This is a genomic window from Paraburkholderia sp. PGU19 (assembly GCF_013426915.1).
Classification (GTDB): domain Bacteria; phylum Pseudomonadota; class Gammaproteobacteria; order Burkholderiales; family Burkholderiaceae; genus Paraburkholderia.
This window is the reverse complement of the sequence record NZ_AP023179.1, coordinates 3,465,886-3,491,458: the sequence shown is the minus strand read 5'-3', so window position 1 is coordinate 3,491,458 and position 25,573 is coordinate 3,465,886. Positions and strand designations below refer to the sequence as shown.

The 25,573-nt window shown below is 63.7% G+C and carries 28 protein-coding genes and 1 riboswitch; of the genes, 20 read left to right on the top strand and 8 right to left on the bottom strand.

What is annotated here, in order from left to right:
* Window positions 1-4: 4 nt before the first annotated feature.
* The gene (locus H1204_RS15915) at window positions 5-1,276 is read right to left on the bottom strand and encodes an MFS transporter (protein WP_180729059.1); all 1,272 of its coding nucleotides are present in this window, start codon (window positions 1,274-1,276) and stop codon (window positions 5-7) included.
* Between the two features lie 371 nt (window positions 1,277-1,647).
* On the opposite strand from H1204_RS15915, the gene H1204_RS15910 reads away from it, so the two are divergent.
* Window positions 1,648-2,607 (top strand): tyrosine-protein phosphatase, encoded by a 960-nt coding sequence (locus H1204_RS15910; protein WP_243468520.1) that lies wholly within the window; start codon window positions 1,648-1,650, stop codon window positions 2,605-2,607.
* Window positions 2,608-2,814: 207 nt separating this feature from the next.
* On the opposite strand, the gene H1204_RS15905 is transcribed toward H1204_RS15910, so the two are convergent.
* On the bottom strand, window positions 2,815-4,167 hold the full coding sequence (locus tag H1204_RS15905) for an ATP-binding protein (RefSeq protein ID WP_180729057.1): 1,353 nt from the start codon (window positions 4,165-4,167) through the stop codon (window positions 2,815-2,817).
* The gene (locus tag H1204_RS15900) at window positions 4,136-4,873 is read right to left on the bottom strand and encodes a response regulator (RefSeq protein WP_180729056.1); all 738 of its coding nucleotides are present in this window, start codon (window positions 4,871-4,873) and stop codon (window positions 4,136-4,138) included. Before H1204_RS15900 ends, H1204_RS15905 begins: the two co-directional genes overlap by 32 nt.
* A gap of 408 nt (window positions 4,874-5,281) precedes the next feature.
* Here H1204_RS15900 and H1204_RS15895 point away from each other — a divergent pair, with 408 nt between their 5' ends.
* Genes H1204_RS15895 through H1204_RS15880 form a run of 4 tightly spaced genes read left to right on the top strand, consistent with a single transcriptional unit; the run spans window position 5,282 to window position 7,196 of the window.
* Complete coding sequence (locus H1204_RS15895; RefSeq protein ID WP_180729055.1) at window positions 5,282-5,473, top strand: hypothetical protein; 192 nt, start codon at window positions 5,282-5,284, stop codon at window positions 5,471-5,473.
* 16 nt (window positions 5,474-5,489) lie between these two features.
* Window positions 5,490-5,699 (top strand): DUF6726 family protein, encoded by a 210-nt coding sequence (locus tag H1204_RS15890; protein ID WP_035991111.1) that lies wholly within the window; start codon window positions 5,490-5,492, stop codon window positions 5,697-5,699.
* A 30-nt stretch (window positions 5,700-5,729) separates the two neighbouring features.
* Window positions 5,730-6,455, top strand: a complete 726-nt coding sequence (locus H1204_RS15885; RefSeq protein WP_180729054.1) for a hypothetical protein — start codon at window positions 5,730-5,732, stop codon at window positions 6,453-6,455.
* 54 nt (window positions 6,456-6,509) lie between these two features.
* Window positions 6,510-7,196 carry a flagellar basal body L-ring protein FlgH gene (locus tag H1204_RS15880; RefSeq protein WP_007739199.1) on the top strand — a complete coding sequence of 229 codons (687 nt, stop codon included), beginning with the start codon at window positions 6,510-6,512 and terminating at the stop codon, window positions 7,194-7,196.
* Between the two features lie 126 nt (window positions 7,197-7,322).
* On the opposite strand, the gene H1204_RS15875 is transcribed toward H1204_RS15880, so the two are convergent.
* The 5 genes from H1204_RS15875 to H1204_RS15855 form a co-directional block, all read right to left on the bottom strand.
* On the bottom strand, window positions 7,323-8,069 hold the full coding sequence (locus H1204_RS15875; RefSeq protein ID WP_009771308.1) for a response regulator: 747 nt from the start codon (window positions 8,067-8,069) through the stop codon (window positions 7,323-7,325).
* A gap of 918 nt (window positions 8,070-8,987) precedes the next feature.
* Window positions 8,988-9,515 (bottom strand): hypothetical protein, encoded by a 528-nt coding sequence (locus tag H1204_RS15870; RefSeq protein ID WP_243468637.1) that lies wholly within the window; start codon window positions 9,513-9,515, stop codon window positions 8,988-8,990.
* 110 nt (window positions 9,516-9,625) lie between these two features.
* Complete coding sequence (locus H1204_RS15865) at window positions 9,626-10,123, bottom strand: hypothetical protein (RefSeq protein ID WP_180729052.1); 498 nt, start codon at window positions 10,121-10,123, stop codon at window positions 9,626-9,628.
* A gap of 196 nt (window positions 10,124-10,319) precedes the next feature.
* A complete protein-coding gene (locus tag H1204_RS15860; protein WP_180729051.1) occupies window positions 10,320-11,093 on the bottom strand; it encodes an SDR family oxidoreductase in 774 nt (257 codons plus the stop codon).
* Window positions 11,090-12,823 (bottom strand): ABC transporter ATP-binding protein/permease, encoded by a 1,734-nt coding sequence (locus tag H1204_RS15855; protein WP_180729050.1) that lies wholly within the window; start codon window positions 12,821-12,823, stop codon window positions 11,090-11,092. Before H1204_RS15855 ends, H1204_RS15860 begins: the two co-directional genes overlap by 4 nt.
* Window positions 12,824-13,140: 317 nt before the next feature.
* A riboswitch (TPP riboswitch) is annotated at window positions 13,141-13,251 on the top strand.
* 227 nt (window positions 13,252-13,478) lie between these two features.
* Between H1204_RS15855 and H1204_RS15850 the strand changes: the two genes are divergently transcribed.
* The 15 genes from H1204_RS15850 (at window position 13,479) to hisG (ending at window position 25,520) form a co-directional block, all read left to right on the top strand.
* A complete protein-coding gene (locus tag H1204_RS15850) occupies window positions 13,479-14,618 on the top strand; it encodes an FAD-dependent oxidoreductase (protein ID WP_180729049.1) in 1,140 nt (379 codons plus the stop codon).
* A 10-nt stretch (window positions 14,619-14,628) separates the two neighbouring features.
* Window positions 14,629-14,826, top strand: coding sequence for a sulfur carrier protein ThiS (thiS, locus tag H1204_RS15845; protein ID WP_009771314.1), 198 nt, complete (start codon window positions 14,629-14,631; stop codon window positions 14,824-14,826).
* Window positions 14,827-14,867: 41 nt separating this feature from the next.
* Complete coding sequence (locus tag H1204_RS15840; protein WP_035988932.1) at window positions 14,868-15,692, top strand: thiazole synthase; 825 nt, start codon at window positions 14,868-14,870, stop codon at window positions 15,690-15,692.
* Window positions 15,689-16,810: a thiamine phosphate synthase gene (gene thiE, locus H1204_RS15835; protein ID WP_180729048.1), complete on the top strand. Its 1,122-nt coding sequence runs from the start codon at window positions 15,689-15,691 to the stop codon at window positions 16,808-16,810. The genes H1204_RS15840 and thiE overlap by 4 nt, the downstream gene beginning before the upstream one ends.
* 86 nt (window positions 16,811-16,896) lie before the next feature.
* Window positions 16,897-17,718: an ABC transporter ATP-binding protein gene (locus tag H1204_RS15830; RefSeq protein WP_180729047.1), complete on the top strand. Its 822-nt coding sequence runs from the start codon at window positions 16,897-16,899 to the stop codon at window positions 17,716-17,718.
* Entirely contained in the window at window positions 17,715-18,482 is a 768-nt protein-coding gene (mlaE, locus tag H1204_RS15825) for a lipid asymmetry maintenance ABC transporter permease subunit MlaE (protein WP_180729046.1), read from the top strand. The genes H1204_RS15830 and mlaE overlap by 4 nt, the downstream gene beginning before the upstream one ends.
* 78 nt (window positions 18,483-18,560) lie before the next feature.
* Window positions 18,561-19,115 carry an outer membrane lipid asymmetry maintenance protein MlaD gene (mlaD, locus tag H1204_RS15820; protein WP_180729045.1) on the top strand — a complete coding sequence of 185 codons (555 nt, stop codon included), beginning with the start codon at window positions 18,561-18,563 and terminating at the stop codon, window positions 19,113-19,115.
* Window positions 19,116-19,126: 11 nt separating this feature from the next.
* Entirely contained in the window at window positions 19,127-20,059 is a 933-nt protein-coding gene (locus tag H1204_RS15815) for a VacJ family lipoprotein (protein WP_180729044.1), read from the top strand.
* A gap of 137 nt (window positions 20,060-20,196) precedes the next feature.
* Complete coding sequence (locus tag H1204_RS15810; RefSeq protein WP_180729043.1) at window positions 20,197-20,829, top strand: ABC transporter substrate-binding protein; 633 nt, start codon at window positions 20,197-20,199, stop codon at window positions 20,827-20,829.
* Window positions 20,826-21,131, top strand: a complete 306-nt coding sequence (locus H1204_RS15805; RefSeq protein WP_180729042.1) for an STAS domain-containing protein — start codon at window positions 20,826-20,828, stop codon at window positions 21,129-21,131. The genes H1204_RS15810 and H1204_RS15805 overlap by 4 nt, the downstream gene beginning before the upstream one ends.
* Window positions 21,132-21,400: 269 nt before the next feature.
* Window positions 21,401-22,327: an ABC transporter ATP-binding protein gene (locus H1204_RS15800; protein ID WP_035988951.1), complete on the top strand. Its 927-nt coding sequence runs from the start codon at window positions 21,401-21,403 to the stop codon at window positions 22,325-22,327.
* Entirely contained in the window at window positions 22,324-23,079 is a 756-nt protein-coding gene (locus H1204_RS15795) for an ABC transporter permease (RefSeq protein ID WP_180729041.1), read from the top strand. The genes H1204_RS15800 and H1204_RS15795 overlap by 4 nt, the downstream gene beginning before the upstream one ends.
* 8 nt (window positions 23,080-23,087) lie before the next feature.
* The gene (locus H1204_RS15790; protein WP_007731848.1) at window positions 23,088-23,327 is read left to right on the top strand and encodes a BolA family protein; all 240 of its coding nucleotides are present in this window, start codon (window positions 23,088-23,090) and stop codon (window positions 23,325-23,327) included.
* 235 nt (window positions 23,328-23,562) lie between these two features.
* Window positions 23,563-24,825 carry a UDP-N-acetylglucosamine 1-carboxyvinyltransferase gene (murA, locus tag H1204_RS15785; RefSeq protein ID WP_180729040.1) on the top strand — a complete coding sequence of 421 codons (1,263 nt, stop codon included), beginning with the start codon at window positions 23,563-23,565 and terminating at the stop codon, window positions 24,823-24,825.
* Window positions 24,822-25,520, top strand: coding sequence for an ATP phosphoribosyltransferase (gene hisG / locus H1204_RS15780; protein ID WP_180720671.1), 699 nt, complete (start codon window positions 24,822-24,824; stop codon window positions 25,518-25,520). Before murA ends, hisG begins: the two co-directional genes overlap by 4 nt.
* Window positions 25,521-25,573: the final 53 nt, after the last annotated feature.

Here is a 25,573-nt window from a genome sequence, read left to right as displayed (position 1 = left end):
GGTATTACACGTGTTCCGCCGATTCCGCGCTTTCGGCCGCAAGCGACTTGCCCTTCGTTTCGGGCAGCGCCAGCGCCGCCACGACGACGAGCAGATAGCCCGAACCCGCGACGATGCCGATCGCCTTCACGAGCGTCATCGTCTGCGACAGCGTGCCGACCAGAATCGGAAAGAACGAGCCGACACCGCGCCCGAGGTTATAGCAGAAACCCTGTCCCGAGCCGCGAATCGCATTCGGATACAACTCAGATAGATACGCACCAACGCCCGCGAATATTCCCTGCACGACGATGCCGAGCGGAAAACCGAGCAGCAGCATCGCACCATCGGTGATGGGCAGCATCGTGTAGATCATGCCCAGCAGGAACGAGCTGATCGCGAACAGGATGAACGACGCGCGCCGTCCGATCCGGTCCGAGAGAATCGCGCCGACGATATACCCGATGAACGAACCGACGATCAGCACGACCAGATAGCCGCTCGTGTTGAACACGGACAGATGGCGCACGGTCTTCAGATAAGTCGGCAGCCAGGTCGTGATCGCGTAGTAGCCGCCCAGCATGCCGCTGCACAGCGCGCTGCCGAGGATCGTCGTTTTCACGTGCGCGGCGGAGAAAATCTGCAGGAAATGCGAGGTGTCGATGCCGCTGTCGCGTGCGCGGCGCGTCGCGATATAGATGTCGGGATCGCTGACGTTGCGGCGGATATAGATGATCCATAGCGCGGGCACGATGCCGATCCAGAAGCACGCGCGCCACGCATATTCTTCGGGCAGCAACGCAAAGAACGCCCAGTAGAGAATGGCCGCCGCTCCCCAGCCGAACGACCAGCTGCTCTGCACGGTGCCGACGGCTTTCGCGCGATGCTGCGGCGAGCGGATCGTCTCCGCCATCATGATCGTCACCACCGACCATTCGCCGCCGAAGCCGATGCCTTGCAGCGTGCGCGTCGTCAGCAGTTGCCAGAAGTTGTGTGTGAAGCCGGACAGGCAGGTGAACAGCGCGAAGGTCGCGATCGTCCATTGCAGCACGCGGATGCGGCCGTAGCGGTCGGCGAGTACGCCCGCCATCCAGCCGCCTATCGCCGAGGAGATCAACGAACTCGTTGCGATCATCCCCGCTTCGCTCTTCGACATGCCCCACGTCGCGATCAGTGTCGGAATCAGGAACGAGTAGATCATGAAGTCGAACGCGTCGACGGCATAGCCGCCGAAGCCTGCGAAGAGCGTGCGCCTTTCGCTCGTCGACAGCTCGGTAAACCACTGAAATGACGCCATCCCCTCTCCTGTGATCCCGTGTACGTGGGTTGCTGTTGTGATTCTGATGCTCGTCCGGCGTGCCGCAGGTGGCTTGTATTCTACGGTCCGCCTCGATTGCGGCCAATGCGCGGCAAAAAAAGCGCGCCCGTATTCCAGCCCGCGTCTCACATGGCGGAACGGCGGGCGAGGCGCCCACATTGCGATTCCTTACTGATTGCTACTGTGTAACCCTTGAGCTGTTTTCGTCCATTACACTGCACGTCGACGCCGTAAGTGATCGACCCATGCGGTTAATTACACTGTCGATCGGTTCGTCAAACCTGCACGTGACCCGCGTGCGTCTTTCGCATTTGCGCGCGGCGCCCGCGCCGCACCTTGTAGACACAACGATGACTTCCTCTGCGAAAGCGGACATTTCGCTCGCCGCTGCGCACGATCTCTACGCCTTGCCGACTGTGCTGGCGCCATCGCACATGCGAGCGCCGCTCGCGTCGCGCCGCCGCTTCCTGAAGAGCACGGCGGGTGCGCTGCTGCTCTCCGGCATGGGCAGCACGCTGCTGACGGCGTGCGGCGGCAACAACGCGGGCTCGGATCAGGCGCCGACGCCGCGTCTCGCGTCACTGGAAAATTTTCGTGATGTGGGTGGGACGGCGGCCGGCTATCCGACAGTCGACGGCCGCGTCGTGCGGCGCAACGCGTTCTACCGCTCGAATGCGCTGACGCAAAACGCCGCCGATGCAGCCGTGCTCGATTCGCTCGGCATTACGGCTGTCTACGATCTGCGTACGCCCGGCGAGATCGAGCGTGCATCCGACGCGCTGCCCGCCAACGCGGCATACGTGAAGATCAACGTCACAGGACGCGAGGATGTCATCACACCCATGCTGGATCGCGAGGGGAGCGCAGTGTCGTCGATGGAACGCGCACAGCGGCTCTACGTGATGGATGCCATGCAGCGCGCGGCATTCGGCTCGCTGCTTTCGCAACTCGCCAGCACGGCCGGCCCACAGCTGCTTCATTCGAGCGCGGGCAAGGATCGCGCGGGTTGGGCTGCGGCGCTCCTGTTGAGTATCGCCAACGTGCCGTTCGACATCATCATGCAGGACTATCTGCTGTCGAACACGTATATGGCGAATTCGATTTCGGCGCGTGTCGAGGCGCGTCGCCAGGAGAGCGGCGATCTGGCCGCGAATGCCGAAAAGCCGCTTGCGAGCGTGCAGACCAGCTATTTGCAGGCGTCCTTCGATCAGGTGCAGTCCAGCTACGGCACGATGTCGGGCTATCTCACGCGCGGCCTCGGCCTTTCCCAATCGACGGTCGATACGTTGCGCGACCGCCTACTTCTCTGACTTTTCCGTCGCGCAAAAAAAACGGCCCGTCCCAGGTGGCAGCGGGACGGACCGAACAGGGAGGCGCCGAGGACGCCGGATTGCACTATAGGTCCGCAGCGCGGTGAAATGGCGCAACCGTAAGGCAAGGTAAGCGCAAATCACGCGTACGTAACGTGAGTAACGTGTCCAACGTGCGTTAGCCGCTATTCGCGGCCTGGAATTGCCTCAAGCTTCCGGCTCGGCGACAGGCAGCGCGACGCGCACATGCAGTCCGCCTTCCGGGTGATTCTCCACCGTGCACTTGCCGCCGCGATGATGCGCAAGGCGCACGACGATTGCGAGGCCCAGCCCGCAATGCCCTTCGCCACCGCGCGCAGCATCGAGCCGCACGAACGGCTTCATCGCGGCCGCGATGCGATCTTCGGGAATGCCCGGCCCGTGATCGCGGACGTCGATGAACCATTGCAGTTCGTCGCGCGACGTCGCGATTTCGACGGGCGGCGCTCCATGCTCGAACGCATTGTCGACGAGATTGGTGACGAGCCGGTCGAGCAGCGTGCGCGGCAGCGTGAAGCGCGAACCGGCCTGCAGATCGAGCCTGAAAAGCGGTGCTTCACCATTGTCGCTATCGTCGGCCTCATCGCCTTCACTGCCGTCCGTGGAAGAAAACTGCTCGCGCAGGAAAGCGTCCACTTCCGTCATCGGTCCCGATTCCGCCGACTGTCCCGCGAACTCCAGGAACTGTTGCACGATATTCGTCAGCGAATCGACGTCGCGGATCAGGCCCGCGCGTTCGTTCTCGTCGGCGAGCACGCTCGCGCGCAGCTTCAGACGCGTGAGCGGCGCTTTCAGATCGTGCGCGACGCCCGCGAACATCACGGCCTGATCGTCGCCCGCTTCGTTCAGACGCCGCATCATGTCGTTGAACGACCCGATCAGATCGCGCAGTTCGCGCGGTCCCTGTTCGGATACGGGCTCGGGCCGGCTGCCTGCGCCAAACGCGCGCGCCGCATGCGCGACGCGCGTGAGCGGCCGCTGCATCTGCCAGACGGCGAGCAGCGACAGCAGCAGCGCGGCGAGCAGCATCGAAACGGATTCGATCACGAAGCGCGGACGCGGTGGAACATCGACGGGTATCACGACCCACATCGACTTGCGCGGAAAACGCACCCACAGACGCGGCATATGCGTGTCGTCGACGGCGATTTCGGTGCCGGGAGGCAGGCTCGCGCGCAAATGGCGGGTGAGTTCGACGAACGGCCTGCGCGTGGGCGGTTCGAGATGGACGGTGGCCGGCATGTTCCATGTCGGCACCAGATGCACGCGCAGCGCCGGCGCGACGTCGGCGCCGTTGACGGGCTCGCCGTTCGCGGCCTGCAGCGCGAGCAGAATGCCGCGCGCGTAGCCGTCCACCTCGTGATGCGGCGGCTGCATCACGACCAGCACGAACCAGCCAGCCTGAATCGCAAACAGCACCGCCGACGACAGCAACGCCATCCTGCCGAACAGCGTATTCAGCGGATTCCTGAATCGGGTCACGCGGGAGTCACGCGGGATCGGCGGCGAACGGCGCGCCATTGGGGTCCGCGTCGGGGACGAACACGTAGCCCTTGCCACGCACCGTCTGCACGTAGCACGGATTCGACGGATCGTTTTCGATCACGCGGCGCAGACGCCAGATGGGCACATCGAGACTGCGGTCGCGGAACGGCAGGTCGTCGCGATGCACGAGATCGTGAATCAGCACGCGCGACAGCACCTTGTACGGATTGTTGACGAAGATCTTCAACAGCGCGAATTCGCTGTCACGCAGCGTGACGCGCGTCTCGTCGCGTGACAGTGTGCGCGTCGCGAAGTCGAGTTCGAACGGACCGAAGCGATAACGCTTGCGCGCTTCCGGCGCGCTGGTCGTCGCTGGGCCGCGCCGGCGCAAGACGGTCTGGATGCGCGCGAGCAGTTCGCGTGGATCGAAAGGCTTCGTAATGTAATCGTCGGCGCCGAGCGACAGCCCGATGATACGATCGGCCACCGTGCCGCGTGCCGTCACGAAGATCACGGGAATGTCGTCGCCGGCGGCGCGCAATGCGGTGAGCGCGCGCAGGCCGTCGGTGTTCGGCATCATGATGTCGAGCACGACGACGGAAGGCCGCTCCCGTTCGAGACGGCGTTGCAGATGCGTGCCGTCATGCAGCACGGATGCATCGTAGCCATTCGATTGCAGGAAGCGGCAAAGCAGATCGCGCACGACGGGATCGTCGTCGACGATGAGGACCTGTGGATTCATACCGAAATTCTAGTCCGGCAAGGCTGCGCGGCGGTTGAAGCTTTCCTTACCAACACTTACTCCAACTCTCATGCAGCGTGGACGCGGCGAGCGGCTTCTCAAGCCTTCCTTGCTGGGCGGGGCGGCGCGGTCTGCGGCGCACGTTGCAGTCCGCAATATTTCTCTCTCGCGCGCCTTCCGGATGTTGAGCGAAAACGTCTGCATCTTGCGCGTTCGGAAAGATTTCGCGTGCATTCGCAAGCGGTCGTAAGCACCTCAGAAATACGTGCGTTGCTTGAGCCATCGTGACAACGAGGCAGACGGGATCATTCGTCATGCCACACGCCGCCGTGTGCGCCGGACTCAGCGATGCTTTCGCGAACGGGCGCACGGCGATCCCGAAGACTCTCGCACTTCATGAGGTTTGCCATGACTGTTCAGAACAACCACTTCACCACGCAACTGCAAAGCATCGCCCGACCCTCCGCCGCGGAAAAGCCGTCCGCGCGTGGCACGTCCACGACGGCCACCGCGACGGCGACGGGCGACAAGGCGGGCGCGACGCAAACGTCCGCGTCGCCCGTCGGCATGGTCGGCAATCACGTCAACACGACGGCCTAACGTGCCGGAGTTCGCCGTGCCGAAATCACGCTTTTACACGCGCGTAAGACGCGCTGCTGCGCGTCTCGCGATGTGGTCGGCCGTGGGCGCGGCGGTGCTGCCGCTCGACGGTTGCGCTGTCGCGGCGCTGCCGTGCCGGCTGACCTCGGCGACGCTGAAGATTCTGCCCGTCGTCGGCCATGTGGCCGCGACGCCGTTCGACGCCTGTGCCGCAGCCATCGACTGAGCTGCTGCCATCAGTTACGCGAGGCGAGCCATGCAACTCACTTCGATCGGGCGCGCGCTGACCGCATGCGCCGTGGCCATGTCCTGTGTGCTGATGCCGTTCGTGGCGAGCGCGCAGAACATGTTGCCGCCGCAACAGGCGGCCGCGTTGCGCATGTCGGCGATCGGCGCGAAAAAGCGCACCGTCGACAAGCCGTTCGCGTTTCGCGGCATTCCACTCGGCATCACGCTCGACGAATTTCGCGCCGTCTCGCGGGTGCGCGCGACGCCGCTCGGCAGCGTGCCCGTCTGCGAGACGGACAACGTCGCGGGTTCGCTCGGCATGCGGCTGAAGACATCGCAGAGCCTGACGATCGCGTGCCAGTGGGCGCATCGCGCGGGGGACGGGTGGGAAATATCGCGTGCCGTCGTGGACGGCACGCCTGCTGACGAGCATGTGCTGCGCTTCGTGCGCGTCGATGGACAGAGTGGCTTCCGTCTGTACGAGATTTCGTTCGTGATCGACGAGATCACGGCCGACGATCTGCGCGACGCGTTCGAGGACCGCTACGGCGCGCCGCGCACGGCCACGCAGGTCAGCTCGCCGACGGCTGGCCAGCTGCCCGTCTACATCTGGGAAAACGACGTGAGTTCGATCACGTTGTGCCTGTTGCCCGCGACGCACAACGCGACGCTCATCTACCTGCTGAAGGACCCCGACGCGTATATGAAGTCGGTTGTGCGGCAATGGCAGGCGAGCAGTCCCGACGCGGGTTAACGGGTGATTTCAATTGGCTTCATTGCTTCATCACACGCAGAGGCACGACACACCATGAACGCCATGCACATGCCACGCGCGGCCGCCGTGCTGACGAGCGCCGCTGTTTTCTACGCGCTCGCCGGTTGCGGCGCCACGAAAGATTCGATCGTCGACACGCCGATGCTGCCGCCGCTGTCGACCGCGCCGCTCAACGTGAACACACAGGGCGCGATCTTTCAGGCGGGCACGGGGATTCTGCTGTACGAGACGCCGCGCGCGCAGCATATCGGCGACGTGCTGACGATCCGTCTGTCCGAGTCGTACACCGGCTCGAACAGCACGAATGCGCAGGCGAGCCGCGCGAGCGACATCACCGCCGAAGCCGCCGACAAATCGACGGGTACGGCGGCGCGTCTGGCGCGGCTGTTCAATATCGGCTCGGCGAGCACGACGTTCAAGGGGCAGGGATCGATTGCCGACACGAGCGGCATGACGGGCACGCTCGCCGTCACGGTGATCGGCACGATGCCGACGGGCAACCTGGTCGTATCAGGCGAGAAGCTGATTTCGATGGGCGGCAACCGTGATCGGCTGCGTCTGTCGGGCATCGTGAACCCGAAGGATATCGAGTCGGGGAACTACGTTGCGTCGAGCAAGGTGGCGAATGCACGCATCGAGCAGGCGGGGCAAGGCATGCTTGCCGATTCGACGACGCTCGGCTGGCTGCAGCGCATGTTCATGAGCGTGTTGACGTTCTGATGCTTTGCGCGGGTGGCGCGGCTCGCGCGTTGGTTGTTGTCCCGTTCATGCGCGCGTTCTTTTCTGCGTTGACGCGCAGGCTGTTGACGCTTGCCGATGCGTTCGTGAAGGGCGGATTACAGCGTGTCAGAGATTCGCGACGGGCGCGTCATAACGTTCCGCTGCGCCGATCTCGCCATCCGGCACGAACACATAGCCTTTGCCCCACACGGTCTGCACGTAGCGCGGCTCGGACGGATCGACTTCGATCAGCCGGCGCAAGCGCCAGATCGATACATCGAGGCTGCGATTGCGGTGCGTATCGGTGCCGCCGTGCAGTTTTTCGAGCAGTTGCGCGCGCGTGAGCACAGTCATCGCATGCGAGACGAACACTTTGAGCATTGCGAATTCACTTGAGCGCAGGGCGATGCGTTCGCCGTCGCGGCGCAGTTCGCGCGCGGGGAAATTCACTTCGAAGCGACCGAAGCGATACGGCGCGCGATTTTCGGGTGCGCTCGGGGCTGCGCTTTCACGCCGTCGCAGCACGCTGCGGATGCGCGCGACGAGTTCGCTCGGATCGAATGGTTTGCCGAGATAGTCGTCCGCACCCAGTTCGAGACCGATCACACGATCGATCACATCCGCGCGCGCGGTCAGCAGGATCACGGGGATGTTGTCGCCTGCGAGACGTAGCGCGCGTAATGCGCTGATACCGTCCAGCTCCGGCATCATGATGTCGAGCACGACGAGCGCAGGACGTTCGTGCTGCAGCGCCTGTTGCAGCGCCATGCCGTTCTCGAGCACGGACACCGTGAAGCCACGGCCTTGCAGATAGTCGCGAACGATGTCGCGGACGACGGGGTCGTCGTCGACGACCATAATGGATGAGTTCATCCTGGCGATAGTAGTTGGGGTGCGCTTCGCGCGGAAGCTGTGGGTGCTTTCGAAATCTTTCGTGCGTAAGAGGTTTTGGGGTTTTTTTGTCTGCGACGCTTGTGTAGTTCGCTTGGCTTTGCGCTGGCATCCGCGTTTCGTTAGCGTGCTTCACGCGTCGCCCCTGTGCGGGGCAGCACCTACTTTTCTTTGCCGCCGCAAAGAAAAGTAGGCAAAAGAAAGCGGCTAACACCGCCAGTTCTAGTTCTTGTCTGAGGGCCCCCAACGGGTCTTATGCTTCGCACGGCAACGTCTTTGTTCGCGTTCGTTGCCAACGCTCTGAATGGGCGCCTCACCCACTTCAAGCACCCGAACAAGAACTAGCGGCAGCGAATGGTATGTGCCGCCCAGGTGGCAAACTGTGTGTAGGTTGTCGCGTCGTATAGGTTGGCGCTCTTACAGGGTGGAACGCGTGCGCTATCGGTCCGGAGTGAGGCGTGTGGGGTACTACGGCCTACACACAGTTTGCCACCTGGGCGGCAGTGGATTGTCTGGCGCGGCATGTGGCGACGCGGGCGCATGGAGCGGGTGAGGCGCCCATTCAGAGCGTTGGCAACAAGCATGAGTCACGCGGTTGCCGTGTGAGGCGTAAGACCCTTTGGGGGCCCTCAGGCAAGAAGAAATGTTGGCGGTGTTAGCCGCTTTCTTTTGCCTACTTTTCTTTGCGGCGGCAAAGAAAAGTAGGTGCCGCCCCGCACAGGGGCGACGCTTGAAGCAGGCTAACGAATCGCGGATGCCAACGCAAAGCCAAGCAAACCGCCCGTCGCTACCAGCACAAAGCCAAGCATACCGCCCGTCACCGCCAGCACACAAAAACCAACCCGCGGAACCGCACGCAAAGGCAACCCAAACCCCGCCCGGCAAAGCCCCTGCGGAGCATCACTTCCCGATAGCAGAAGTCTGAATAGTCTCAACCTGCAAATCAGCAATCTGATTCACGACCATCTTATCGATCAACCCATCCAGCTTCACCGAAGCACTCGAATACCGATCGACCCCAAGCCCACCCGTCTGATACCGCGCGGTAACGAGAATCCGCCCATGCTGAATCAGCGTGAGATCGATCATGGATAGATACTGCGTCGGCTCATCGCTAAACGAGCGTCGCCCATAGTCGACAGACGCGTTATATACGAGCCGCGCCTCGCACCCAGCAGGCGACGTGCCCGGGTTATACACGTCAGATCGAATCCCGCGCTTATCGAGCGCAAGCTGCAACGCAGGCACGAAGTCGCCAACCGAAACCAGCTGGTTCACCTCGATGCAAACCGTGCTGATCTTCGCGCGCCGTCCGTTGATAAAGGTCGGCGACGAATAGTTCGAAGCGATCGCATAGCCCGCCTGAATCACAGAGCCCGTCGCATCGGCGGCCGTGATCAACGTCCACGCGCACCCGCCCAGCGACATCAAACAACACGCCGCGAGCAAGAACCGCAAAACATGCGCGAATGAAGAGGCGATCACGATACGCTCGCGAACAGGCTGATTGAGATGACGTCAGGCCGTGTCAAGAACACTCAGCGCGCAATGCGCAGACGCAGTTCGTTCTGACCTTGCACGTTCGCCGTGACGCTCACGCGGCGATCGGCCGTCTTCACGATGAAGTGCTGGCGCGTCGGCGTGTTGATGTCGTGCACGACGTTCGGGAAGCACGCGGCGATATCCGCGCCGATTTCTTCGAGCGGATCGTTGACGAAGCCGTCGGCTTCCCAGTGCGCGCGCCAGCGGCAGTCGTAGGAATGCGTGTTGGCACGGCAGTCATCGATCGGATCGACGCCCGGCAGCGTCGCAGCAGGCTCGTCGCGCAGCTTCTTGAAGTCGGCGGACGACACGATGTGCGACAGCGCGGGGCACACGTCGGCGGGTTCGGCCTGGTTCACGGGCGCGGTCTGCGCGGCGTTCGCAGCCGTCGCGAACAGCAGCACGGCCGTGGCCGTCAGCGCGGCGTCGCGGCCGGACTGGGCGATACGAAGAGACAAACGGGAAAGCGAGGGAAGGCGGCGGTCGAATGACATGGCAGGTATTTCCAGTGACGTTGAGTTTGCGTCGCGGGCTGCGCCAGGGGAGCGTTTGGCCCACGATGCAATCGTCGCTGGAAATGCCCGCGCGCAAAGCACGGAACAGCGCATGCGCTTCGGAAGTGCTTTCGAACTGTTCGAGAGTCTTTCAGGATGTTGCGCTGACTGGAGCCGCGTAAGGCTCGCGCGACGTCTAGCCGAGCGTCAGCCCGCCGTCGACGTGAATCACCTGACCGGTGATGTGACGCGCAGAGTCGGAAAGCAGGAAGGTGATCAGCGCGGCAATGTCGTCGGGTTCGGCGACGTGCCCGAGCGGTGTCGCCTCCGCCGCACGCGTCCACGCAGGCGCATTTTCTGCGCTCGGTCCGCGTTCCTTGCGCGTATAACCCGGTGCAACGCAATTCACCGTGACGCCGTGCTGCGCAAGTTCGGCGGCCGCCGTTTTTGCCAGCGATTCGAGCGCGGCCTTCGCGGCAGCCGTGCCCGCAAACGCCGAGTCCGCGCGATAGCGATGCGCGACGAACGAACTCACGGCCACGACGCGTCCGCGCTTCGATGTTTCGAGCGCAGGCGCTGCCCGTTTGACGAGCGCGGCGAACGCAGCGGGCATTGCCGCGAACGACTCCGCAAGCGCATCGAAATCGAGCGTGCCGATGGTTTGACGCTGTGCGTGTCCCGCGTTGGCGACGATCTGGTCGAGCGCGCCAAAGCGCGCGAGCGTCTGATGGACGGCATGTTCGGACGCGCCGCGTTCGGCGAGATCGGCAAGCACCGTTGCGCACGCCGCGCCGCTCGCCGCGCAGGTCGCCGCGACCTGATCGAGCCGCGCACGCGATGCGTCGTCCGCGCCGCGCGCGTGCAGCATCAGCGCGACACGCGGCGCGGCGATGCGCCGGGCGAGCGCGGCACCGATACCGGAGCCCGCGCCCGTCACGAGCACGACGCGCTCGAACGGCGCGTCGCTCACGCGGCCTCGCGCTCGACCGCGCGTTCGATGAACAACGTGTGCTCGTGGAACGCTTCGAGCGTCTTGCGATGTGCGACGCTGACGATCGCCGCGTTCGGCAGACGCTCGATCAGCGCGTTGTAGATGATGCTTTCGTTCTCGGGATCGAGCGCGCTCGTTGCTTCGTCGAGGAACAGGAAGTCGGGCTGTTGCAGCAACGCACGCGCTGCGGCAAGACGTTGCTGCTCGCCCGGCGACAGCGAACGTTCCCAATGCGCCGATTCGCCCAGGCGGTTCGCGAGTTCCGGCAAGCGGCAGACCGTGAGCACTTCGCGGCACGCTTCGTCTGAATACGCCGAAGCCTCCGACGGATAACAGAGCGCCGCCTTCAGCGTGCCGATGGGCAGATAGCTGCGCTGCGGGATGAACAGCAGCTTTGCATCCGTGGGCTTTTCGATCGTGCCTTCGCCGAACGGCCACAGGCCGGCGAGCGTGCGCATCAATGTGCTCTTGCCCGCGCCCGAAGGCCCGCGCACCAGCCAGCGCGTTTTCGGCGCGATGGTGAACGAGCCGACGTTCGCCATCGGCTCGCCGTTGGGACGCTGCAGACGAAGATTCGTCACTTCGATCGAATCGGCATCCGTGACGTGCACGTTGATGCCGCCGTGCGCGGTGCCTTCGACGACCGACTCATGCAGATGCTGCGAACGCATCACGCGATTGAATTCCCGCAGACGGTTCACGGTGGCGCGCCACTCGGCGAGCGAATCGTAATTGTTGATGAACCAGGAGAACGAATCGCTGACCGTGCCGAACGCGCCCGTCACCTGCTGGTACATGCCGAACGAGATGCTCTTCGAAAAGTACTTGGGCGCAGCCGCGATGTACGGAAAGACGATAGCCAGCTGCGAATAACTGATGACGACGATGTTGAAGCGCCGCGTGAAGCGCATGATGAGGCGCCAGTTTTCACGGATATGCGAGAACACGCCCTTGAGCTGCTGCTCTTCCGAACGCTCGCCCTGATACAGCGCGATCTGATCGGCGTTTTCGCGAATGCGGATCAGCGAGAAACGGAAGTCGGCTTCCACACGCTGCTGCTGGTAGTTGATCGACACCAGCGGATGGTTGACCTTGTGCGTGACCCACGAGCCGGCTGCCGCGTAGATCAGCGCCGCCCACACCATGTAACCCGGAATCGAAAACTCCGTGCCGAACATGTGGAACGCGAACGCGCCCGACAGGTTCCACAGGATCACGATGAACGAGAACAGCGTGACCGTGGTCGACAGCAGGCCGAGCGACAGATTCAGCGAGGCGCTGGCCAACCCTTGCAGGTCGGCGGAAACCCGCTGGTCGGGGTTGTCGGCGAGACTGTCGCGTTCGATCCGGTAGAACGCGCGGTCGCCCAGCCACTCGTTCAGATAGCGGTTGGTGAGCCACTGCCGCCAGCGGAATTCGAGCATCTGTCGGAAGTAGGTCCGGTACGAGCCGAGCAGGATCAGCGCGAGCGCAATGACCGTGAACTGCAGCAGTGAATATTTGAAGACGGGATAGTTGTATTGCTGGATCGCGTCGAAGAACGTGCGCTGCCAGGTGTTGAACCAGACGTTGGCCGCGACCATCGTCATATTCATCGCGATGACGAGCGCGAGCAGGCCCCGCGCTTTCCATCGATCCTCGGACACCCAGTAGGGCTTGATGAGGCCCCACGCGGTGATGTCCGACGGATTTTTCGAGTTGTCGATCATAAGCATCCTTTCATACGGTCGGCCGGGCGGCGGCGAGATGCGTTGCGCAGCGGCATGGTGCTGCTGTCGCATCCCGTCGAGTGGGTGGCCCGGCTGCGATTGTTCCGGCACCGACTTAATCTGAACTTAAGCGGACGCTTCACCGTGCCTCGGCGCGGCCGCGCAAACCCAACAACGGCCTTGCAGTGGCGCGGCATTCCGTCCGCATTGACGCGTGCCATTGTGCCAGAGCAATAGGGAACCTCGCCAAAATCGGCCGCGGCCGATTGAGGTCTGCCCGGGTTTGCGGCGCCCGCAGCTTTTATGGTCTAATGGTCCGGACGAAACAGGGGTGCTTCGTGCGCTGGCAGTCGCTGCAGCGAGGCTGAGAGAGACCCTTCGCACCCGATCCGGGTAATACCGGCGCGGGAAGTTTTCGGGAAGTATTTCCTGGAAGTTCTCCTTCCGCCGGGGCGGCGTTCCCGATTTTTGTGAGCGCCCATGCCCGGCTGGCCTTGCCCGCCGGTTTCGTCCTTGGGTACGTGCGCACTTTGCCGTACGGAAAGGATTTGATGACCGCTCATTCTTCACCTATTCGCTTTATTGCTACGGGTTTCGCCCGTCGTATTGTGGGCGCGCGGTTTGCGGCGCGCGAGGCTTGCTTCGGAGCCGCACGATGAGGACTTCTGCTCAACCGGATTTCGCCGTGATCGGCGGCGGGCTGTGCGGGCGTCTCGTCGCGTGGCAACTCGCGGGCGAGGGGCATCGCGTTGCGCTTTATGAGCGCGGCGACGCGGCCGGCTCGCAGGCGGCCGCGTGGGTCGCCGCCGCGATGCTCGCGCCGCTCGCCGAGGCCGCCAGCGCTGAACTGCTGATTACGCGGCTGGGCGCGGCGTCGCTGGAAACGTGGCCGACCTTGCTCGCGCAATTGCCGGAGCCGGTGTTTTTCCAGCGCAACGGCTCGCTGATCGTTTGGCATCACAGCGATCGCGCCGAGGCGCCGCTGTTCGAGCGACGGCTGCGCGCCAACGCGCCCGCCGAACTGCTCGACGGCGGACTCGTTGCGCTAGCAGGAGCGCAGGTCGGCGCAGCCGAGCCCGCGCTCGCCGGCCGCTTCTCGCAAGGCTGGCTGCTGCCGCACGAAGGCCAGCTCGATAACCGCCAGGTGCTGTCGGCGCTGGCGGCGGGGCTGGCACAACGCGGCGTCGAAACGCACTGGAACACGTCTGTCGACGACAGCGCGCTTCCGCCCGCGAAGATCACGATCGATTGCCGCGGGCTGGGCGCGAAGCCCGTCATGCCGACGCTGCGCGGCATTCGCGGCGAAGTCGCGCGCGTGCACGCGCCCGGCATCGATCTGACACGTCCGGTGCGGCTGCTGCATCCGCGCTATCCGCTCTATATCGCGCCGAAGCAGGACGATCTGTATGTGATCGGCGCGACGGAAGTGGAGGGCGAGGATATGTCGCCCGTCAGCGTGCGCTCGGCGCTCGAACTACTGAGCGCGGCGTTTTCGGTGCATCCCGGTTTCGGCGAGGCGCGCATTCTCGAACTGAACTCGCAATGCCGTCCTACTTTGCCCGACCATCGCCCCGTGCTGCTGTGGGACGGCGCGAGCACGCTGCGCGTGAACGGGCTGTACCGGCACGGCTACATGATCGTGCCCGAAGTCGCGGGCGAAGCGGTGCGGCTCGCGTCGGCGCTGCTCGATGGCCGCGTCGCCGATTCCGACGGTTTCGCCGACTGGCAGCGCAACGCGCGCTGGAGCGAGCTGTTCCGGCTGGACCGCGAGCCCGCTGTCACTTTCAATGTTTGAATTCATAGATATGGACATCCAGATCAACCAGAAGCCGCTGTCGTTGCCCGAAGGCGCGACCGTCGCCGACGCGCTCAGCGCGTACGGCGCGCGGCCGCCGTTCGCCGTCGCGCTGAACGGCAATTTCGTCGCGCGTGGGCAGCATGCGGCGCGCGCGTTGCAGGCGGGCGACAAGCTCGACGTCGTGCATCCCGTCGCGGGCGGCTGAGGCCGGGCCACGCGACGCCAGCCACTGACAAGGAATCACACATGAACTCACACGCGAACGCACCCGCCGACGCGCTCACGCTTTACGGCGAAACCTTCCAGAGCCGCGTGCTGCTGGGCACGTCGCGCTATCCGTCGCTGCAGTCGCTGTCGGATTCGATCGCGGCGTCGAAGCCGGGTATGGTGACGGTCGCGCTGCGCCGGCAGATGAGCGAGGGCGGCGCGGAAGCCGGCTTCTTCGATCTGCTCAAGCGTCACGGCGTGCCGCTCCTGCCGAACACGGCCGGCTGCCAGACGGTGAGCGAGGCAGTCACGACGGCGCACATGGCGCGCGAAGTATTCGACACCGACTGGATCAAGCTCGAACTGATCGGCGACGACTACACGCTGCAGCCCGACCCCGTCGGCCTGATCGAAGCGGCCGCGCAACTGGTGAAGGACGGCTTCAAGGTGCTGCCGTATTGCACGGAAGATCTCGTGATCGGCCGGCGTCTGCTCGACGCGGGCTGCGAAGCGCTGATGCCGTGGGGCGCGCCCATCGGCACGGGCAAGGGCGTCGTGAATCCGTATGGCTTGCGCGTGCTGCGCGAGCGTTTGCCCGACGTGCCGCTGATCGTCGACGCGGGCCTCGGCGTGCCGTCGCATGCGTGCCAGGTGATGGAGTGGGGCTTCGACGGCGTGCTGCTGAACACGGCCGTGTCGCAGGCCACGCACCCGGAGACGATGGCGCGCGCCTTTGCAATGGGCGTCGAAGCGGGCCGCGAGGCTTATCTGGCCGGCCCGATGGCCGAACGTGAAACTGCCCACGCGAGCACGCCCGTCGTCGGCATGCCGTTCTGGCATCAGGATGGGAGCGCTGCGGCATGACGGAAACTCTGAAACTCGCGGGCCGCGACCTGTTCTGGCCGCCCGCCGATGAACTCACGGAAGCAGCTGAACGCATCCGTGCGCGCCTCGGCGACTGGCCGCCGACGCACGTCAACTGGCGCATCTGCCTGACAGCGCCCGACGACGCGAATGGCGGCGACCTGATCGTCTTCACCGACCTGAAGCAAAGCAGCCAGCAGCATGTCGAGCAGATCGTGCGCTGGCAGACACAGGGCGCGGGCGTGATCGAGGCGGCCGCGGGCCGCGCCGTGCTGCATCTGGGCGGTGTGCGCTATCAGCTGGAAGGCCATCTTGCGGAAGACTGGATTGCCGCGCTCGCCGCGTTTCTCGATTGCGGCTTCGATCCGCACGATGCTCTGGTGCTCGCGCTCGCGTGGCGCGACGGCGACGAGACGAAATCCGACGATGCGTGGCCGTGTGACATCTCGCGCTTCCCGCGTGTCGCCGGTTTGCCGGACGCTCCGGCGCAAGCTTTTGCCGCATGTCCGGATGCACTCGGCATCTATGCCGTGCTGCCGACGGCGGAATGGGTCGAGCGCGTAGCCGGCTTCGGCGTGAAGACGCTGCAACTGCGTCGCAAGACGGCGGAACCGGACGAGCTGAAGCGGGAAATCGCGCGCTCGGTCGCGGCGGGCCGCGAGCACGACGCGTGCGTCTTCATCAACGATCACTGGCAGGCGGCCATCGATGCCGGCGCGTACGGCGTGCACCTCGGCCAGGAAGACGTGCATACGGCGGATCTGCATGCTTTGTCGCGGGCTGGTGTGCGCCTCGGCCTGTCGACGCACGGTTACTACGAAATGCTGACGGCACTGCACTTCCGTCCGAGCTACATTGCGCTCGGTGCAGTGTTTCCGACCACGACGAAAGTGATGCCGACCGCGCCGCAAGGTCTGGCAAGGCTCGCGCGCTACGTGACACTGCTGGAAGGCGTCGTGCCGCTCGTCGCAATCGGCGGGATCAGCGGCGATGTGCTGCCGCAAGTGCTCGCTACGGGGGTGAAAAGCGCCGCCGTCGTGCGCGCGATCACCGAGGCCACCGATCCCGCATCAGCCGCTGTGACGTTACAAAAGGCGTTTTTGCAACAAAAAGTTTAGAAAAGTTAAATCGTTAGCGTCGTCAAGGCAGGGTTTGCACGAAGGCCCTATAATTCGGCCTTCCGTGTAAAAGGACTGTCAGTTACGTGCCTTCCTCTTCCGAGACCCTCCTTGAACTGCGCGACGTCGACTTCGGCTACGGCGAGCGGCTCGTCCTGTCGAACCTGAATCTGCGCTTCAAACGCGGCCAGGTGGTCGCGGTCATGGGCGGCTCGGGGTGCGGCAAGACGACCGTGCTGCGGCTGATCGGCGGCTTGGTGCGCGCGCAGCGCGGCCAGGTGCTGTTCCACGGGCAGGACATCGGCGCGCAGACGCGTGAAGGCCTGTACGAACTGCGTCGCAAGATGGGCATGCTGTTCCAGTTCGGCGCGCTGTTCACCGACATGTCGGTGTTCGAAAACGTCGCCTTCGCCCTGCGCGAGCACACCGACCTCCCCGAAGACCTGATCCGCGATCTCGTGTTGATGAAGCTCAACGCGGTTGGTCTGCGCGGCGCACGCGACCTCGCGCCGTCGGAGATTTCAGGCGGCATGGCCCGCCGCGTGGCGCTCGCCCGCGCCATCGCGCTCGATCCCGAACTGATGATGTACGACGAGCCGTTCGCCGGCCTCGACCCCATTTCGCTCGGTATCACGGCGAACCTGATCCGCACGCTCAACACGGCGCTCGGCGCGACGTCGATCCTCGTCACGCACGACGTGCCCGAATCGTTCGCAATCGCCGACTACGTCTACTTCCTCGCGAACGGCGGTGTCCTCGCCGAGGGCACGCCGGCCGAACTGCGCGCCTCGACGGACCCGACCGTGCGCCAGTTCATCGACGGCACGCCCGACGGTCCGTTCAAATTTCACTATCCGAGCAGCACGCCGCTCGCGGCGGATTTCGGCATTGGCGGAGGCCGCGCATGATCAGCTTCATCGGCCGTACCGTCATTTGCGGGCTCGGACAGACGGGTTATGCGGCGCGCATGTTCGTGCGCCTCGTGCTCGAATTCTTTCCGCTGCTGCGCCGTCCGCGTCTTGTCACGAAGCAGATCCACTTCGTCGGTAACTATTCGCTGGTGATCATCGCGGTGTCGGGGCTGTTCGTCGGCTTCGTGCTCGGCTTGCAGGGCTACTACACGCTCAACCGCTACGGCTCCGAACAGGCACTCGGCCTGCTGGTCGCGCTGTCGCTGGTGCGTGAGCTCGGGCCCGTCGTGACGGCGCTGTTGTTCGCCGGGCGCGCGGGCACGTCGCTCACGGCCGAGATCGGCCTGATGAAGGCGGGCGAGCAACTGACGGCGATGGAAATGATGGCCGTCGATCCTCTAAAAGTGGTCGTCGCGCCGCGCATGTGGGCAGGCATCATTTCGATGCCGATTCTCGCGGCGATTTTCAGCGCGGTGGGCGTGCTCGGCGGCTACGTGGTGGGCGTGCTGATGATCGGCGTCGACGCCGGCGCGTTCTGGTCGCAGATGCAGGGCGGTGTCGATGCGTATCGCGACGTCGGCAACGGCGTGATCAAGAGCATCGTGTTCGGCTTCGCGGTGACGTTCATCGCGCTCTACCAGGGCTACGAAGCGAAGCCCACGCCGGAAGGCGTGTCGCGGGCGACGACCAAGACGGTTGTCTACGCGTCGCTGGCCGTGCTCGGTCTCGATTTCCTGCTGACCGCGCTGATGTTCAGCTAGGCGGTGGCGAGCCAAGCTTCGCGCGGTGCGCCGCGCAGCGCTCGCGCCGCAGCGGCATAGATTCTCTTTGGGATGACGATGAAAAAAACTGCTCTCGATTTCTGGGTAGGTCTGTTCGTGGTGCTCGGCTTCATCGCGTTGCTGTTCCTCGCGCTGAAGGCCGGCAACATGAGCTCGCTGTCGTTTCAGGCGACGTACCCGGTCAAGCTGAAGTTCGACAATATCGGCGGCCTCAAGGCGCGCGCGCCCGTGAAGAGCGCGGGCGTGACGGTGGGCCGCGTCGAATCGATCGGCTTCGACAGCAATTCGTATCAGGCCGTCGTGACACTCGATCTCGACAAGCAATATCAATTTCCGAAAGACACGTCCGCGAAGATTCTGACGTCGGGCCTGTTGGGTGAGCAGTACATCGGTCTTGAGCCGGGTGGCGACAGCGAAATGCTGAAAGCCGGCGACACGATCACGATGACCCAATCGGCCATCGTCCTGGAGAATCTGATCGGGCAGTTCCTGTATAGCAAGGCAGCGGATTCGGGCGCTGCCAAACCTGGTGCATCTGCAGCGGCGCCTGCGCCGGCAGAGCCGGCTCCTGCAGCTCCGGCTGCAGCCGCTTCGGGTGCATCCGGCCAATAAGGAGAATAACAATGAACACGACACGCTTACGTGTCGCGGGGATCACGCTGGCGGTGGCAGCGCTGGCGGGTTGCGCAACCGTTCAGAACCCGACGAAGGAAGATCCGATCGAGGGCTTCAACCGTACGGTCTTCACCTTCAACGACACGCTCGACAAGTACGCATTGAAGCCGGTCGCGAAGGGCTACGTGTTTGTCACGCCGCAACCGGTGCGTGACAGCGTCACGAACTTCTTCTCGAACATCGGCGACGTGTACATCGCCGCGAACAACCTGCTGCAGCTGAAGATCGCCGATGGTGTATCGGACATCATGCGTATCGTGATCAACACGATCTTCGGTGTCGGTGGCCTGTTCGACGTCGCGACGCTCGCGAAGCTGCCGAAGCACGACAACGACCTCGGCCTGACGCTCGGTCACTATGGCGTGCCGCCCGGTCCGTATCTGGTGCTGCCGCTGTTCGGGCCGAGCACGGTGCGCGACGGCGTGGGCATGGTGGGCAACTACTTCATCAATCCGCTCACGTACGTGAAGCCGGACAGCGTGAGCTGGGCGCTCTACGGTCTGAACGTGGTCAACACGCGCGCGAACCTGCTGAACGCAAGCGACGTGCTCGAAGGCGCGGCGCTCGACAAATACTCGTTTGTGCGTAACGCATATCTTCAGCGCCGCCGCTATCTGCTGACGGGCGGCAATGCGTCGACGGGGCTGCCGGACTACGGCAACGAAGCACCGCTGCCGAAATACGAAGACGTGGATGGCGGCGCGGCAACTGCGCCCGCACCCACGCCGGCTTCGGCGCCGGAGGCGGCTTCGGGTGCGTCTTCGAACGAGCCAGCGGGCGCAGCTCAGCCGGCGTCGGGCACCGATGCGCCGCCGACCGTCCCCGGTGGTCAGATCGTGCCGCCGGCGCACTTCGGCTACCCGTCGCTGAAGCTGCGCTGAGGCATAACAAATGCGAGTGGCGTATCCGTCTGTCGTAACACTCGGATACGATTCTCGCAGTTTGGGCGTGGATGACGGCTGAACTCGCGTGATATCGTCGCCTCCAACCTAAGCTAAATTTTTTTGCAGGACTGGAAATGAAAAAATTCTTCTTCTTTATCCCGTTTATTGCAGCTCTCTTTGCGTTCAGCGGCGCGGCATCCGCACAAGCCGTCGATAGCAGCAATCCCGACGCGATGGTCAAGACCGTCACGCAGCAGGTGATCGACGCCGTGCGCGCCGACAAGACGATCCAGAGCGGCAACATCAATGCTGTCACGAAGCTCGTGAACGAGAAGATTCTTCCGTACACGGACTTCCGCCGCACGACGCAACTCGCAATGGGCCGCAACTGGCGCACGGCGACGCCGGAGCAGCAGAATGCCGTTGTCGAGCAGTTCAAGAATCTGCTGATCCGTACGTATTCTGGCGCGCTGGCTCAGGTGAAGGACCAGGAAATCCAGTACAAGCCGTTCCGCGCGAACCCGGATGACACCGACGTGGTGGTCCGCTCGGTCGTGATGAACAACGGCTCGCCCGTCGAACTCGACTACCGTCTGTACAAGACGCCGCAAGGCTGGCGCGTGTATGACCTGAACGTGCTCGGCGCATGGCTGATCCAGGCGTACCAGCAGCAGTTCAACGAACAGATCCAGAAGAGCGGCGTCGACGGCCTGATCCAGTTCCTGACGGCACGCAACCAGCAACTCGCGAACGGCAAACAGTCGTGAACAACTTTGTCAGCGCGCCGGTAAGCACGTCCGTCAACACGTTCGAAACCGGCAGCACCTTGACCCACGCGAGCGCGAAGGCCGCGCTCGCGGCGGGTCTCGCGCGCATCGGCGGCGGCGCGACGGCGGTCGACTGCGCGGCACTCACGCAATTCGATTCGTCGGCGCTGGCCGTGCTGCTCGCATGGCAGCGCGCGGCGAGCGCACGCGGCACACCGCTCGTCGTCGTCAACCTCCCTGCGGGGCTCTCCAGTCTCGCGCAAGCCTACGGCGTCGATACCCTGATCACCGTACGACATTGACGCTCACGCGTCAGTGAGCTTCGCGCTGCGTTTCACGCTTTGCGCTGGCTCACGTTCTCCCAAGGCAAGTCGGCCGGTTCGACTTTTGCCCTATAATCAAACGTTTTTTGGCGCGTGGCCGTTTCATCCCGCATCGCGGAAACGGCCGTAGTGGTTGCAGCAGCAGCGCAAGCGGTCTTTTGCACCCGGCCCCAATTTCGTTTCCCCCATGCTTTCGCGCCCTTGCCGGGCGATCTATCAGGCGCTGTCCACTTTGACGGCGCACAGTCATGTCAGCGATTGAAATTCGTAACGTCAGGAAGCGCTACAAAGATCTGCAAGCGCTCAAAGGCGTCAGCTTCACCGTCGAACAAGGCGAATTCTTCGGGCTGCTCGGTCCGAACGGCGCCGGCAAGACGACGCTCATCAGCATCCTCGCCGGCCTCGCCCGCGCCGATGAAGGCAGCATCACGGTTCACGGCCACCATGTCGTCGACGACTTCCGTCTCGCGCGCCGCGCGCTCGGCGTCGTGCCGCAGGAACTCGTGTTCGATCCGTTCTTCACCGTGCGCGAGACGCTGCGCATCCAGTCGGGCTACTTCGGCCTGCGCAAGAACGACGACTGGATCGACGAAGTGATGGCCAATCTCGATCTCACCGAAAAAGCCGACGCGAACATGCGTGCGCTGTCGGGCGGGATGAAGCGTCGCGTGCTGGTCGCGCAGGCGCTGGTGCACCGGCCGCCTGTGATCGTGCTCGACGAGCCGACAGCAGGCGTCGACGTTGAGCTGCGCCAGACGCTGTGGAAATTCATCTCGCGCCTGAATCGCGAAGGGCACACGATCGTGCTGACCACGCACTATCTGGAAGAAGCCGAATCGCTGTGCGATCGCATTGCGATGCTACGGCGGGGTGAAGTCGTCGCGCTGGAGCGTACGAGCACGCTGCTCGAACGTTTCGCGGGCACGCAACTGTTCATCCGTTTCGCGCAGGGTGTGCTGCCCGCCGAATTGCGGGCGCTCGAAGTCGACCCCACCAATGTCAACGGACGTCAACATCTGCTGCGCCTGTCGAGCTACGACGACGTGGAACGCATCCTCGCGCAATGCCGCACGGCGGGTTGCACGTTCGATGAAATCGAGGTCCGCAAGGCCGACCTCGAAGACGTGTTCATGCAGGTGATGAACGGGCCGGAAGTGGTCGAGGGGTTGGCATGAACGGTTTCCGTACTCTGTTCTACAAGGAATTGCTGCGCTTCTGGAAGGTCGCGTTCCAGACGGTGCTCGCACCGGTTATCACCGCATTGCTGTATCTGACGATCTTCGGCCACGCGCTGCGCGATCACGTGCAGGTCTATCCGGGCGTGCTCTACACGAGCTTTCTCGTGCCGGGCCTCGTCATGATGAGCGTGCTGCAGAACGCGTTCGCGAATAGTTCGTCGTCGCTGATCCAGTCGAAGATCACGGGCAATCTCGTGTTCGTGCTTCTGCCGCCACTGTCGCACTGGGAGATGTACGGCGCGTATGTGCTCGCCGCTGTCGTGCGCGGATTGAGCGTCGGGCTGGGCGTGTTCATCGTCACGGTCTGGTTCATCCCGATGAGCTTCAGCGCGCCGCTTTATATCATCGCGTTCGCGGTGCTCGGTTCGGCGATTCTCGGCACGCTTGGTTTGATCGCGGGCATCTGGGCCGAGAAGTTCGACCAGCTCGCCGCGTTCCAGAATTTTCTGATCATGCCTCTCACGTTCCTGTCGGGCGTGTTCTACTCGACGCATACGCTGCCGCCCGTGTGGCGCGAAATCTCGCGGCTGAACCCGTTTTTCTACATGATCGACGGCTTTCGTTATGGCTTCTTCGGTATGTCGGATATCGATCCGATGTGGAGCCTGCTGATTGTCGGCGGTTTCTTCGTCGTGCTGGCCGTGCTGGCGATGCGCATGCTCGCTTCCGGCTTCAAGCTGCGTCACTAGGAGCACACATGTTACCCACTCCCGAACAGGTCAAGAATTACATCGCGGCGGGCCTTCCTTGCGAGCATCTCGAAGTGGAAGGCGACGGCCAGCATTTCTTCGCGACCATCGTGTCGCCGAATTTCGAAGGCAAGCGTCTGATTCAACGGCATCAACTCGTGTATGCGGCGCTCGGCGACCGCATGCGTGAAGAGATCCACGCGCTCAGCATGAAAACGCTGACGCCCACCGAATGGCAAAGCGCCTGACTCGCGTATAGACATTACGCGGAAAAACCTGCTGTCTGTCGGAGGACGGCGCTCAACAACCTGGCTGCAAGAGAGCGGAAAAACAAGCTGCACAATAAGCTTTAGACGTAGCTGCAAATTAGCTGGAACATTAGTGCGACTTACACAAGAGAATCGCGACGCCGCAAACGGCGCCGCAGCAACCGCCCACAACAAGACGCCCGCAGGCGGACGGGCAGATCAGGAACAAACAGGCATGGACAAACTCGTGATTGAAGGCGGGCAGAAGCTCGCTGGTGAGATCGTTGTTTCGGGTGCGAAGAACGCGGCGCTGCCGATCCTTTGCGCAGGCTTGTTGAGCGCGGAGCCCGTTCACCTCGATAACGTGCCCGATCTGCAGGATGTGCGCACGACGCTCAAGCTGCTCGGCCAGATGGGCGTGCGCACGGAAAGCAGCGACGGCAAGGTGATGCTCGACGCGTCGAAGGTCGACAATCTGGTCGCGCCGTACGAACTCGTGAAGACGATGCGGGCGTCGATTCTGGTGCTCGGCCCGCTCGTCGCGCGCTTCGGCGAGGCGAAGGTATCGCTGCCGGGCGGCTGCGCGATCGGCGCACGGCCTGTGGACCAGCACATCAAGGGCCTGCAGGCGATGGGCGCCGAGATCAACATCGAGCACGGCTTCATCGAAGCGCGCGCGAAGCGTCTGAAGGGCGCGCGCATCATCACCGACATGATCACCGTCACGGGCACCGAAAACCTGCTGATGGCGGCCGTGCTCGCGGAAGGCGAGACGGTCATCGAAAACGCCGCGCGCGAGCCGGAAGTCGGTGATCTTGCGAATCTTCTGGTCGCGATGGGCGCGAAGATCGACGGCATCGGTACCGACCGTCTCGTGATTCAAGGCGTCGACAAACTGCACGGCGCACAGCACACGGTTGTGCCGGATCGTATCGAAGCGGGCACGTTCCTGTGCGCGGTCGCGGCGGCGGGCGGCGACGTCACGTTGCGCCATGTGCGTCCGCAGATTCTCGAAGCCGTGACGGACAAGCTGCGCGAAGCAGGCGTGACGATCGAAGAGGGCGACGACTGGATGCGCGTGCGCATGAGCCAGCGTCCGAAGGCCGTCTCGTTCCGCACGTCCGAATACCCGGCGTTCCCGACCGACATGCAGGCGCAGTTCATGGCGCTCAACACGCTGGCGGAAGGCACGTCGCAAGTGGTCGAAACGATCTTCGAAAACCGCTTCATGCACGTGCAGGAACTGAACCGTCTCGGCGCGAACATCACGATCGATGGCAAGACGGCGCTCGTCAACGGCGTCGAGAAGCTGTCGGGCGCGAAGGTGATGGCCACCGATCTGCGCGCGTCGGCGAGTCTCGTGATCGCGGGCCTGTGCGCGGATGGCGAAACGCTGATCGACCGCATCTATCACCTGGATCGCGGCTACGACCGGATGGAATCGAAACTCACCGCAGTCGGCGCGAACGTGCGCCGCATCAAGGGTAATCAGGCATGAGCGAGTTGCCGCAAACGTCGACGTCGCCGGCGGTCGGTAAGCCGCTGACGCTCGCGCTGTCGAAGGGTCGCATCTTTGAGGAAACGGTGCCGCTGCTCGCGGCAGCGGGCATCGAAGTGACGGAAGATCCGGAAACGTCGCGCAAGCTGATTCTGCCGACCACGGATCCCAACCTCCGCGTGATCATCGTGCGCGCCACCGACGTGCCGACGTACGTCGAGTACGGTGCCGCCGATTTCGGCGTCGCGGGCAAGGACGTGCTGATCGAGCACGGCGGCGGCGGTCTGTATCAGCCGATCGATCTGGACATCGCGCGCTGCCGGATGTCGGTGGCGGTCGCCGCCGGCTTCGACTACGCGAATGCGGTTCGCCAGGGCGCGCGCCTGCGCGTCGCCACGAAGTATGTGCAAGTGGCGCGCGAGCACTTCGCCGCCAAGGGCGTGCACGTCGATCTGATCAAGCTGTATGGATCGATGGAACTCGCGCCGCTGGTGGGCCTTGCCGACGCGATCGTCGACCTGGTCAGCTCGGGCGGCACGCTGCGCGCCAACAATCTTGTCGAGGTCGAAGAGATCATGCAGATCTCGTCGCGCCTCGTTGTGAACCAGGCGGCGCTGAAGCTCAAGCGCGCCGCGCTGGCGCCCATTCTCAACGCGTTCGAGCGCGCGTCGCAACGCACCGGCGCAACGGCCTGACGCAAAGGCCATAGCCGAGTCTGACGCGCGCGCCTCACCGAAACGGATACCAG